The 12164-nt window shown below is 60.1% G+C and carries 9 protein-coding genes and 4 pseudogenes; 6 read left to right on the top strand and 7 right to left on the bottom strand.

Annotated features, from left to right (window positions below):
* Nucleotides 1–265 (top strand): annotated as a pseudogene (locus tag M3I56_RS39560) (transposase); the annotation flags it as partial.
* Nucleotides 266–387: 122 nt separating this feature from the next.
* Here M3I56_RS39560 and M3I56_RS39555 read toward each other — a convergent pair.
* Nucleotides 388–1125: a reverse transcriptase domain-containing protein gene (locus M3I56_RS39555; protein ID WP_254358511.1), complete on the bottom strand. Its 738-nt coding sequence runs from the start codon at nucleotides 1123–1125 to the stop codon at nucleotides 388–390.
* A gap of 148 nt (nucleotides 1126–1273) precedes the next feature.
* Here M3I56_RS39555 and istA point away from each other — a divergent pair.
* Nucleotides 1274–2020 (top strand): annotated as a pseudogene (gene istA, locus M3I56_RS39550) (IS21 family transposase); the annotation flags it as partial.
* Nucleotides 2021–2090: 70 nt separating this feature from the next.
* Here istA and M3I56_RS39545 read toward each other — a convergent pair.
* The 4 genes from M3I56_RS39545 to M3I56_RS39530 are packed head-to-tail and all read right to left on the bottom strand — an operon-like array spanning nucleotide 2091 to nucleotide 5259.
* Nucleotides 2091–2897 (bottom strand): tyrosine-type recombinase/integrase, encoded by an 807-nt coding sequence (locus M3I56_RS39545; protein WP_254358510.1) that lies wholly within the window; start codon nucleotides 2895–2897, stop codon nucleotides 2091–2093.
* A 16-nt stretch (nucleotides 2898–2913) separates the two neighbouring features.
* Complete coding sequence (locus M3I56_RS39540) at nucleotides 2914–3087, bottom strand: hypothetical protein (RefSeq protein ID WP_254358509.1); 174 nt, start codon at nucleotides 3085–3087, stop codon at nucleotides 2914–2916.
* Nucleotides 3080–4021, bottom strand: coding sequence for a tyrosine-type recombinase/integrase (locus M3I56_RS39535; protein WP_254340574.1), 942 nt, complete (start codon nucleotides 4019–4021; stop codon nucleotides 3080–3082). The genes M3I56_RS39540 and M3I56_RS39535 overlap by 8 nt, the downstream gene beginning before the upstream one ends.
* Nucleotides 4018–5259, bottom strand: a complete 1242-nt coding sequence (locus M3I56_RS39530; RefSeq protein WP_254358508.1) for a tyrosine-type recombinase/integrase — start codon at nucleotides 5257–5259, stop codon at nucleotides 4018–4020. Before M3I56_RS39530 ends, M3I56_RS39535 begins: the two co-directional genes overlap by 4 nt.
* Nucleotides 5260–5566: 307 nt before the next feature.
* Between M3I56_RS39530 and M3I56_RS39525 the strand changes: the two genes are divergently transcribed.
* The 4 genes and pseudogenes from M3I56_RS39525 (at nucleotide 5567) to istB (ending at nucleotide 9652) form a co-directional block, all read left to right on the top strand.
* On the top strand, nucleotides 5567–6445 hold the full coding sequence (locus tag M3I56_RS39525; RefSeq protein WP_254358507.1) for a site-specific integrase: 879 nt from the start codon (nucleotides 5567–5569) through the stop codon (nucleotides 6443–6445).
* An 8-nt stretch (nucleotides 6446–6453) separates the two neighbouring features.
* The gene (locus M3I56_RS39520; protein WP_254358512.1) at nucleotides 6454–7662 is read left to right on the top strand and encodes an IS91 family transposase; all 1209 of its coding nucleotides are present in this window, start codon (nucleotides 6454–6456) and stop codon (nucleotides 7660–7662) included.
* 368 nt (nucleotides 7663–8030) lie between these two features.
* Nucleotides 8031–8813: pseudogene (locus tag M3I56_RS39515) on the top strand (IS21 family transposase); the annotation flags it as partial.
* Nucleotides 8810–9652 (top strand): IS21-like element helper ATPase IstB, encoded by an 843-nt coding sequence (istB, locus tag M3I56_RS39510; protein WP_254358506.1) that lies wholly within the window; start codon nucleotides 8810–8812, stop codon nucleotides 9650–9652. The pseudogene M3I56_RS39515 and the gene istB, both read left to right, overlap by 4 nt.
* 51 nt (nucleotides 9653–9703) lie before the next feature.
* On the opposite strand, the gene M3I56_RS39505 is transcribed toward istB, so the two are convergent.
* The gene (locus tag M3I56_RS39505) at nucleotides 9704–10360 is read right to left on the bottom strand and encodes a reverse transcriptase domain-containing protein (RefSeq protein ID WP_375541879.1); all 657 of its coding nucleotides are present in this window, start codon (nucleotides 10358–10360) and stop codon (nucleotides 9704–9706) included.
* A 569-nt stretch (nucleotides 10361–10929) separates the two neighbouring features.
* Nucleotides 10930–11193, bottom strand: a pseudogene (locus tag M3I56_RS39500) (transposase); the annotation flags it as partial.
* Nucleotides 11194–12164: the final 971 nt, after the last annotated feature.

Raw genomic sequence — 12164 nt, 5'->3', positions numbered from 1 at the left:
GATGCTCGAGCAGTGGTGTACCAACGTGATGCGATCCAAGGTTGAACCCATGAAGGAGGTCGCCCGCATGATCCGAAAACACTTCGACGGCATCGTCGCATGGACCCAGACGCGCCAGACCAACGGCTTTCTGGAAGCACTCAACGGCCTGTTTCAGGCCGCCAAGCGACGCGCTCGCGGCTACGCAAACCTCGAAACCATGCGCACAGTGCTGTTCCTGATCGCCGGCAAACTCAACTTCGCGCCGATAGGCGCTTGCGCCAGCGCGTCAGGCTCGACGGATCGATCGGCGGTTCGGTCTGTAAAAACGTTTCGCCGGTGAAGACTTGATTGCGGTAGGAATGCCAGTTACCCGACACCCCCCGCATAGATCCGAACGTGCCCAATTCAGGCATTCGGCTCCCACCTCGGGTGATTGACGGCAAATCGGCGATCTGGCCAGGCATGAAGAATCTGCGGTTGAGGCAACCACTCGTCTGCCAGCCGCTGAATACGCTGCCACGTCATCGTGTCCTTCTGACTGCGACGCCGAAGCGTCCGCCGCCAGATGTTCATAATGCCGTGCCTGAACGCACGCAGCGACCGGATATTGGTCGGAACGGCATGGTACGCAAAGTAGCCCCGAACGATCTGCGCCAGCCATCGCCCTTGTGAGGCGATCGGCTCGTGCATACGCAGGCGCATTTGTTCCTTGACCTGCTTGAGCTTCGCGCGCAGCCGGTCCTTGCGGCTCTTGCGTTTGAGCTGGAAACTGCCGTTGAGTGACGTCCCACTTATGTGGGTAAAACCCAGATAAGTAAACGTCTCCGGCTTCCCCATGCCCTTGCGCCTTCGCCGCTCGGCGGCATACCGACCAAACTCCAGCAGACGGGTCTTCTCCGGGTGCAGCGTGAGGTCGAATTCCGCCATGCGTTGCCGCAGGTCCTTCATCAGCAGCAACGCATCTGCTTCGTACTGGAAGCCCACCACCGTATCGTTCGCATACCGCGACACAACCACCGCGCCACGGGCCCGCTGACGCCGCCATCGCTCTATCCACAAATCAAAGACATAGTGAAGATAGATATTGGCGAGTAGTGGGGAGATCACCGAACCCTGTGGCGTACCGGCCTTGGGCGGCGACAATTAGCTTGGCCGGTCGTTGACGTTGGTTTTGGCCGGTGGTGAGGAGTCGGAGGCGGCGTAGCCGCCGGAGGCGACGAACCACCGGCGGCGCCGCGTCGGCGGGGAAATAGGATGGCTGATCGATTCTTAAAGAAGAAGCGGTCAGCACATGTCTGGAACCCGCATCACCGACCAACAGGTTCGCCTCTACATGAACAAGCGCAAACACCATCCGCAGGAAGTCGCGGCCGCCAAGGCAGGAATAAGCGTGCGCAGCGCACGCCGCATCGAGCGTGACGCGACGTTGCCATCCCAGAAGCCGCGGCGCTCCTGGCGTACGCGTCCCGATCCATTCGTCGATGTCTGGGACAGCGAGGTCGTGCCGTTACTACGCAACGCCCCTCATCTGATGGGCATCACGATCCTGCGCAAGCTGCAGGATGATCACCCGGGCTGCTATCCCGACAGCATGCGTCGCACGCTGGAACGACGCATTTCTCAATGGCGTGCGCTCGAAGGTCCCAGCCAGGAGATCTTCTTCCCCCAGGAGCATCAACCCGGCGTGCGCGGGTTGTCTGACTTCACCGATATGAGCAAGCTGTGCGTGACGATTGGCGGCGCGCCCTTCGAGCACCGGCTGTATCACTTCGTGCTGGCGTTCTCGCGCTGGGAGTACGCCTGCGTCGTTGAGGGTGGTGAGAGCTTCGAAGCCCTCGCCAACGGTTTGCAGAACGCTCTATGGCAGGCGGGAGGTTGCCCGCGCGAGCATCGCACCGACAGCCTGTCAGCCGCCTTCAAGAACCTGAGCGAGAAGGAGGACTTCACGACCCGTTACAAGGCGCTGCTCGATCACTACGAGATGCAGGGCACGCGTAACAATCGCGGTCTGGGCCACGAGTATGGTGCGGTAAAAAATATGTGCTGCTCGATAACGAACTAGGCCAAGGCGGTACCTTTGTGGAAAGCGAACAGCACATATTATTCGGTTACAAGGTGCGGAGGAAGGTCATCAGGTCGGGCTGATCCCGCCATTGCTTTTGTCCTTCGGCACCGCCTTCCACTTCGCATGTCGCTAGCGCCCGCGCCTTTGTTTCCAGATTGATCTCGGCGTAGATATTGGTCGTCTCCAACGAAACGTGCCCAAGCCAGCCGCGTATCGTATTGATGTCGACACCGGCCTGGAGTAGTAGCGAGGCGGTCGTATGCCGAATCACATGTGGGTGCACATTCTTGCCGGCAAGCGACGGCGCGTTGGCTGCAGCACGGATAGCGCAGCGCTTGACCAATGCATGAATGCCGGAGCGCGTCATCGTCTGGTGGAATCGATTGAGGAACACCGGCGCGTCTGCGGCCCTCCCCTCGGACTCTGAGCGCAACGCATCGAGTGTGGATTTCCAGAGCGGGCAGCGGCGATGTCTGTTCCCCTTGCCGACGATGCTGACCGAGCACGTGTGCCAGTCAACGTCGCCAATCTTGAGCTGCGCAGCTTCGCTTGCACGCGCTCCTGAGTTAAACATGAAGAGCAGTAACGCATGTTCGCGCTGCCCCTGCGCTGTATTGACGTCAGAGGCAGCGAGCAGGGCGTCCATTTCCTGCCTGCTAAGGTAGCTGATCTCCGGCCGACTGGTTCTCTTGACAGGAATCAGATGAATCTGTGCCCACCAGTCGACGTATTCAGGCGCATGTTCGCCGATGAAACGAGCCAGCGCATGGATGCCGCCAAGCCGCTGATTTCGTGTGCTGACCGTACAGTGGCGTTGTTCTTCCATGTGCGTCAGGAACAGACGGACCATTTGCGCGGAGAGATCATCAACGGTCAGGCGATCGATCCGCTTGTCGACCTTTGGCGGCTAAATACGGAAGCAACAGCATGAGCATGTCGCGGTAACTTCTTTGCGTATTGACGGCAAGGTTACGTTCGCCCACCAGATACTCAATCAGGAAACGTCGGATCCACGGACCCAGCAGGGATGAGTTATTCATGTTGCACCTCAAGGACGTATGTTTCAAAGCGCGTGCTCGCTGCATTCAGCAACTCGGGCGTCAGGGTAAGGTAGCGTTGGGTGCCCGCGAGATCGATGTGGCCGAGATAGGTCGCGAGCTGCGGCAACAACAGTTGCAAATCCGCGCCGCAGCGATACCAGGCGATTAGCCGGTGCACTGCGCCTGAGTGTCGCAAATCATGCAGCCTCGGCTGGCAGGACGCACCGCCTTCGCGTTGGATATTTGCCAGAGTACGCTGTCGCTGAAAGGCCTTGCGCACAGCTTTCTGGCTCAGGGGGCGACCATCGCGTAAGCAGAAGAACGGCGCATCCGGTGCCTGCCCAAATCTCTGGTTGCGTTGCCGGGCATAAGTTTGCATCGCTCTATTCAGATCTACGCCTAGCGGAACCAGCCTGGATCTATAGAATTTGCTCTCGCGCACGTGCAGGACGGCTTCGTCGAGATCGACGTCCTGCATGGTTAGCCGCAAGGCTTCGCCATGGCGGAGGCAACCGCCGTACAGAATGAGAATGAGTGCACGCAAAACATATGCATCCAGCAGACCGCGTGGACTGCATGCCGCCGACGCCACGTCGAGCAGGCGCTTTAATTCCTGCTGCGAATAAATATAGGGTGTCAGCGGTGGCGGCAATCTCGGACTGTAGCGAGGAAGCGGCGAAGCCTGGACATATCCACGCGAGAGAGCAAAACGAAACAGGCAGTCAAGTACAGACCTTCTCTTCCGCCAATGGTTAGTCAGCGGCCTGTTGCCTGTCAGAAAGTCCTGTACCTGTCCGACCGTGACCGATTCCACATCAATGTTGCCATCAACCCGGTGGCAGAATGAGGCAAGCGTGGCCGCCTCGGAATTGAAGCGCATGCCCAACGCCCGTTTGTGGCTCACGTATTGGGCGACGAGTTCGGAGAGCTTCATAGCAGACTCCCCAGATCGATTCCGGCTACACACCGCAGTCCGGTCAGGTCGACCTTCGCATAGATTCTCGTCGACGAAGCGCTGCGATGGCCGAGGTGATCACCGATCTCCTTCAGCGCAAAACCCGCGTCGAGTAAGTGCCGGGCGTTGGCGTGCCTCAGGCAATGTGCGCCACGCCGCGGAATATCGATGCCCAGCGTCGTGAGACGCGAGCGGACAATGCCGCTTACGCGTCCGGGTGACAGCGGTCGGATCGGCGCCTCGACCGACAGGAAGAGCTCTCGATGGGCGCTTCGTGGACGCGCTTCCTTCAGGTAGCGCAGAATGGCGTTTCCAACGGTTGCCACCAGCGGGTATTGCTGTGTGCAGCGTTGCTTCGGACGATTGACATGAAGGATCTCGCCGCACCAGTCGATGTCCTCCAGACGGAGCCGTACTACCTCGCCGCGCCTCAGTCCGTAAACAACCAGCAGCATGATCATCGCACGGTTGCGTAGATCGATCGTGCTCTCGCCGACAAAGCTGGCGACAAACCTTTGCACGTCATCCCAGTTCAGCCCGAGCGGCAACCCCTCCTCTCTATACACCACAGGTGCCTCAATGCCCGACGCAACGTTGGTAGCCCACCCTTGTCCTTCTGCGTACCGGAAGAAATTGCGCAGCGTGCTCGCAAGCGCGTGCAATGAGACTCTGCTCCAGCCGCGGTTGCCTTGATAGGCGAGGTAGGTGTCGACATCGTGGATGGTGAGAGCATCGAGTGCCTTGTCAGGGCGACAGACCATTGCCAGAAAATGGCCGATCTCATCACGACAGGTTGAAATCGTGGCAGAGGAAAGTCCTCGCTGGTCGCGCATGAAATCGACGTAGTGCTCGACATAGCGAACAAATGGTTCTTCTATAGGATGCCGTTCCTCCAGACGCCCCAGAAAACGCAGCCAGGCCGTGGCGGTATGGATGAACAGAAGCCGCGAGCTGCGGGACTCGTTCGTGCGCTCACTTCGGAGAAGTCGAATCCGATGGTCAACCGCAAACGCGATTTCCTCGTGCGTTATTAACCGCGGGCGGGACAGATCAATGCTCTGTGAAAAAACCAGCAGGATCCACGCGATCTTCCGAATCGACCTGAGCGGATAACCCTGTTCCTGACAATGTACGAGGAAGCGCTTCCTGGATTCCACGCAGGGCGCGAGATTGTGGGCAGCAAGAACATGCGGACGCGTAAAGAGAGTCTCGAACATGATATTCCCCCATCATTGATCAGTGGAATATCAGTATCAGCCTGAAAACTATGTCGTCATGGAAACGTCAACGCGATAGACGATGGGGGTTGTTGAGAACCACTGTGACATATTTTTTACCGCACCATACTCGTGGATGTACTAAACCGCTGAAGCGGTAGTGGGAGGTGGGCGCAGGGCTATGGCTGACGTTTCATGAAGAGGGTTGTCTGGCGCTGAACCCCGGCGAAGCGGTGACCTGTACCGCCAGGAGCAGTATGTGAAGGCCCGGTCGGGCATTCCATCCACTGCTTCCAGGAGGCTCGCCATGACGCCACTGCGCCAACGCATGCTGCATGACATGCAGATCCGCAACCTTGCAGAGAATACCCAGAAGTCCTATCTGATTCAGGTATCCAGTTTCGCCCGACATTTCCGCCGTTCGCCCGAACTGCTGGGTCCCGAGGAGATCCGGGCCTGGCTCATCTATCTCCGCGAAGAGCGCAAGCTGGCACCCGCCAGTCTCAGCCCGGCGATCGGTGCACTGCGCTTTCTCTATCGCGTGACGCTCAAACGTAACTGGAGTGACGAGGATTTCCCATTGCCCAGGAAGCCAGTCCGCCTGCCGGTTGTCCTCAGCCTGGAGGAGATCACCACCTTCTTCGACTCGATCCCCAGCCTGAAGCATCGGACCATCCTGATGGTTGCCTACGCCGCCGGCCTGCGCGTGTCGGAAGTCGTCCACCTGAAGGTCACGGACATCGACAGCAAGCGCATGGTCATCCGTGTGAACCAGGGCAAGAACCGCAAGGATCGCTACGTAATGCTCTCGCCGCGTCTGCTCGAGATCCTCAGAACGTACTGGCAAGACGCTCACCCCCGCGGCTGGCTGTTTCCCGGTGATATTCCTGGACACCCCATCACTCGGGGCGCCGTCTCGCGAATCTGCGCTCTCGCTCGCCAACGATGTGGCATCCGGAAGCCGATAACACCGCATTCCCTGAGGCATGCATTCGCGACCCATCTGCTCGAAGCCGGTACCGATGTGCGCAGGATCCAGCTGCTCATGGGCCATAGGTCCCTCGCGACTACTTCGCGCTACTTGAGAATCGCGACCAGCACCGTATGTGCGACAGCGAGTCCCTTCGATCTGCTGCCGCACGCCGCGCCGATTCCATCGCCGCCACCTGCGCCCGAGTACTTCTGAAGCCGGCGATGCGCCCGGCGCTCGAGGTGGCGGACATCCTTCGCCGCTGTGGTCCGCAGTATCGGCAGACCCACGCCGAGGGGCTCACTCGTGTCCAGCGGCGCGTGATGAGCGCCATCGAGCTTTGTCGTACCGCCGCGCTCGGCGGGCATGTCGAGCGGTGCGACGCGTGCGGCCATCAGCGCATCGCCTACGACTCTTGCCGCAATAGACATTGCCCAAAGTGCCAGTCGCTCGCCCGTGGGCAATGGCTTGAACGCCGGCAGGCCGAGCTGCTTCCCGAGACCGAGTACTTCCATGTCGTCTTCACGCTTCCCGAACCCATCGCGACTCTCGCGTACCAGAACAAACGCGTGCTCTACGACATGCTGTTTCGCGCCAGCGCCGAGACGCTTCGCACGATCGCTGCCGATCCGAAGCACCTGGGCGCCGAGATCGGCTTCATCACGATCCTGCACACGTGGGGGCAGAATCTGCTGCACCACCCGCACGTGCATTGTGTCGTGCCCGGTGGTGGCATCTCCCCGGACGGTGAACGCTGGATCACTTGCCGCCCCGGATTCTTCCTGCCCGTGCGGGTGCTCTCACGACTCTTTCGCCGACTGTTCCTCGAGCAGCTGCGCCGCGCTTTTGACGCTGGCATGCTTCGCCTGCACGGCCAGCTCGAATTCCTGAGGGATGCCAGGGAATTCGCTGCCTGGCTTGCGCCCGCTGCCAGGTCTGAGTGGGTCGTCTACGCCAAGCCACCCTTTGGCGGTGCCGAACATGTGCTCGATTACCTGGGGCGCTATACCCATCGCGTCGCCATCTCCAATAACCGGCTGCTGGGTTTCGACGGAAACGGCGTGCAGTTCCGCTGGAAGGACTACCGGCACGAGGCCCGGCACAGGACCATGACGCTCACGGCTGACGAGTTCATCCGCCGCTTCCTGCTGCACGTGCTGCCCGACGGCTTCAAGCGCATTCGCAGCTACGGCTGGCTCGCCAACTGCCACCGGGCGCAGCGCCTGGCCATCTGCCGGCACCTGCTTGGCGTCGAGCCGCCCGCCGCCGAATCACCCGCCAACGGAGGAGATTACCGCGACCGTTACCAGCGGCTCACCGGCAGGTCATTGCGTGACTGCCCCGTGTGCGGCAAGGGCCACATGGTCCGCATCGAAGGCGGCGTGCCCGGCATCCTTCCGCGGGCTCCACCTGCTCCCGCCCATGTGCACTAGCCGATATCGACACTTTTGCCCAACACGCCCGCCTTGCCCGATCAGGCCTGCGTGCCCGAACTCGTGTCTTCGGTATGCTCTCGCAGCACAATGCTCCGAAACTTCGGCTTACCCGCCCACTGAAGCTCGCATTGCTGCCGCGCTCACTGTGCATCCCGCACTCGCTCGCCCTGAACCTCGGCGCGATAGTCACGCCCCGAGCATCGCGAACCACCGAGTCGTTCATTCAATGCCCATAGCCGCCACCGCCCGTGGAGCGGTTTAGCACAAACGTTTTTTTGATTACCGATCTCGGATTGGCCTCGCTTAGCCTGTTCAGGCGTCTGCGGCCGCGATCGCTAACCAAAAAAACCTCTGCATTATGGCCTCGAGGCCATAACCACGAGAACGGGAGTGTCGAATCCTCGCACCGGTATCTGAAGGACGCGGTCGATCAGGCCTTGATGCTGCGTGGCCATCGCGACTTCGCTGATCGTGCCGCCTACGATGAATTCATCCGCGAGCAGGTGATGCGTCGAAACCGGCGCAATGCCGCTGCGTTCCGTATCGAGCGCCAGCAGCTTCAGGATCTGCCGGAGTACCGTACCACCGACTTCGTCGAGGAGGAGGCTCCTGTGACCCGTTGCAGCACGTTCACGGTGCGGGGCATCCTCTACAGTGCGCCGTCGCGCCTGATTGGCCACCGGCTGAAGGTGCGCGTCTACGGCGACCGGCTCGACTGTTACCTGTCCGGCGTGCTGGTGCACAGCACCGCACGGGGCTCCCGTGCGCACGACAACCGTCACGCGCTTGACTACCGCCACTTCATTGGCTCCCTGAAGCGCAAACCGCAGGCATTCAAGGGGCTCGCGTTTCGTGATGCACTGTTCCCGCGCGAGGCCTACCGCCGGACCTGGGAACAACTCGATGCCCGCCTGTCGCAACGCGAAGCATGCAAGACGATGGTTGGCCTGCTTGAACTCGCCGGCCTGCACGGCGTGGAGGCCGCACTGGCCGGACAGCTTGACGTGTTGCTGGAAGCCGGCAAGCTGCCCGATCTCAAGGCGCTGCGTGAGCAGTACGCTCCCCGTGAGGCCGCGTGTCCGGAAGTGGAGGTCCAGATGCCGCCCGTTGCCGTCTATGACGAACTGCTCGAGGAGGTGGCAGCATGAACGCGCCCGCACATGATGGTGGCCGCTTGGCCCTGATGCTCAACGAGCTGCGTTTGCCAACGATCGGCAGGTTGTGGCCCGAGTTCGCCGAGCGTTCGGACAAGGAAGGCTGGCAGGCCACGCGACTGCTTGGCGCACTGCTTGAGCACGAACTGGCTGAGCGTGCCAAACGACGCATCGAGCGGCATCGGACCGAGTCGCATCTGGATCCGACCAAGACGCTCGCCACCTTCGACTTCAGCGCTGTGCCAATGGTCTCGAAGGCTCATGTGACGGCGCTGGCCACCGGCGAGTCATGGCTGGAGAAAGGCGCCACGGTCCTCCTGTTCGGCCCACCTGGAGTCGGGAAAAGTCATCTGGGTTCGGCCATCGGACACGCCCTGATCGATGCCGGCTACCGCGTGCTGTTCACGCGCACCAGCGAGCTCGTCCAGAAACTGCAGGCGGCACGCCAGAGCCTGCAGTTACCTTCAGCACTGGCCAAGCTCGACCGCTTCGACCTCATCGCGCTAGACGACCTGTCGTATGCCCGCAAGGATCAGGCCGAGACCAGCGTGCTGTTCGAACTGATTGCCGAGAGGTATGAGCGTAAAAGTCTTCTGATAACGGCCAATCAACCGTTCTCGGGCTGGAATGACGTGTTCCCCGACCCCGGCATGACGGTCGCCGCCATCGACCGGCTTGTGCATCATTCGACGATCTTCGAGCTCAACGTCCAAAGCTACCGCCGCCGCAAGGCCGGCGACAAACAGAACGCACGGCGGCGTCAATTACACGCCGACAACCCGGCCAACCCGTTTAGCGGCCAGTTGCCTGACGATGGCAACGCTACACAGTAGCGGTGAGCGTCAACTATGCGATCACGCAACGACAACTACGAAGGAGCAACGTCAAATATGACCTGATAACCGACGACAACTACCCCGTTGACCGGCCAAAATAGTTGTCGATGACCGGCCACGCTGCTTGACGCTCTCTACGGCCTGTACCGACGTTAGCCGGCCATTGTCCAGCACCCCAGCATCGAGCCATTTGCCGATCAGGCGAATGACCCTCGGGTCCGCCACCCGATGCTTCACGAAACGGATCAACCATTGCCTGTTGACGGTGTCGAAAAAGCTTCGAATGTCGGCGTCCAGAATCCAGTTCACCGGTCGCCACTGAATCGCGGCAGCCAATGCGTCGAGCGCATCATGCTGGCTACGACCCGGACGAAATCCGTACGAGAAGCCCAGAAAGTCTCCCTCATAAATGGCGTTCAGAACATCAACCATTACGCTCTGCACAAGCTTGTCTTCCAGTGCAGCTATACCCAACGGCCTGAGACCTCCGTCGCCCTTGGGTATATAACGGCGCAACACTGGCTGGGCACGGTAGCTCCCTGTGTGAACCCGCTTGTGCAGGTCCCGGAGATTGCTCTCCAGTCCCGCTTCATAGCTTTGCCACGTCATGCCGTCAACTCCCGGCGCCGCCTTACGTTTGAGCGCATAGAATGCAGCACTCAACCGCTCGACTGTGACGTGGTGCAGCAACGTCGTGAAACGCATCTTCTTATGCTGTCTCGCCAACTGCCGTACGCGATCCAGTCCCTGTGACACGCTTCCCCGGTTCTGCGCCCGGCACGTGTGATTCTGGCTCGCGTTCCCCTCGGTCCCCGCCCTTGGCTCCGCCCACTCCGCAGCCGGTTTCCCGGCCTTGTTCGCAGGCTTCTTCGCTACTACGGCGGAGTCTGACTTCTCACGTCCGTACATCATCGGCTTCGGCTCCTCACCTTCCCGACGCGGACCTGGCCAATACCGCTACAACGCCAGGTCAGACGTGAGATCTCCCGGTTCCCGTGCAAGGCGCTTGCGTGCATGCCAGGTTCTACGACCACGCCGGATCGGCAGGCACTCGCGATGTCGCGCCCGCTCGTATTGCCTTCCACGTATTGGAGCGCGTCGGCATCCGGGATATAAACCATTTCGTGGCTCCATGGCTGGCCTACACATTCCCCTGCCGACGCTTCGCTGACCTCCTCGCGGATGCCCGCGCACGGCTCGGGGGCGACGTGGCTCGCTATGCCTTCATCGTAGTGGACTCTCACCACCTACACCTTGCCGGTCTCCCGGCGCACCCAATACGGGTTCTCCACCCATTGCCAGACCACTTCCTCGTCCGACAGATCGAACGCATGCTGGAGATACAACAAGCCAGCAATCAGCCTCGGTGACGTGGCCGGCCGACCCTTGCGTGAGACGAAGCTCGCGCTCATCGACGCATTCAATCCGTTCCAGTTGATCAGATCGGCCAGGCGCACCAGGGGATGCTTCAGGTTGATCTGCTCGCGCAGAGGATGCCGGAACAAATCGCCTTCGCTTACTGGTGTCTTCGGACCCATCCAGACCTCGACAGAATTTGCAGGAAACAACCCAGAATCTGCCAGGTTCCTGCAAATGCATCAACAACTTTCCGCTCCAAACCCTTGCTGCACAAGGCCCTTCGAATTTTTCAGGTTCGACTCATTAAGGCGGGAAAGGAATTCGAAATGGTCTATGTGCCTGGTGCTGATCATGGAGCCCCCGGTATCTTCACCGAGCGTAAGCTCCTGGATTTCTTCGTTCGCAATGTTTTCGGGCAAGATCCGCCTAATTGGAATGCCACATCGACGCATTTTCCGTCGAGTTGATGACCCTTTATACTGATCGCCGTGACCTTGAGTTCGTAGGATTTTTGTATAGTCACATTCAATCGTTTACGTTGGGCTCAGGACTGCTATTGCTTGCCTTCGTTGAACGCAAGCCCGCAAGATTCGTGTGGGAGACCGGCGCAGTGTCATCGCCGGTCGCTGAGCGTCGCCGTCGTTCAGGCGCTACGCCGAAAGCAGTGGGGTCAATGCATTTGCGCGTTGGCGCAGCAGGCACAGGTTTGAGGTGAACATGCCCGTGTTCTTACCGGGTTGCCATGCAACCGATCCCGAGATGGGGCATGTTCCTGGACACAACTCCGGCGCAACGCGCATGCAGGATGAGGCTGGCCAGGCGCCAGCGGATTGAATTGACCGCGCAGTCAATGTTCGAACCACAGCGAGCTCGTGACATGCCTTGACAATATTCCGCTCATAGAAGGTAAGCTCAACCGCCTTCACCACGCACCTGCCAGATTTACCACCCCAGCCCTTGATGGTTATGGACTTCGCAATCATTTGCTCGCTCGTCCGACTGGGTAGGCCTCGTATCTGGTTTCTGTTCGTCAGGTCGTGGCTTTGCTACACGCTTCCTTCAGACCCCGCCTCACGACGACGCCCTTGCGTTTCACTAGCCCTTCACCACCATCAGGTTGGGCAGGGGACTTTCACCCCCAAGCTGTTGC

Source organism: Paraburkholderia sp. CNPSo 3281 (assembly GCF_024206515.1).
In the GTDB taxonomy this organism is placed as follows: Bacteria; Pseudomonadota; Gammaproteobacteria; order Burkholderiales; family Burkholderiaceae; genus Paraburkholderia; species Paraburkholderia nodosa.
The sequence above is the reverse complement of the archived record's forward strand: the minus strand, read 5'-3'. Positions and strand labels throughout refer to the sequence as shown.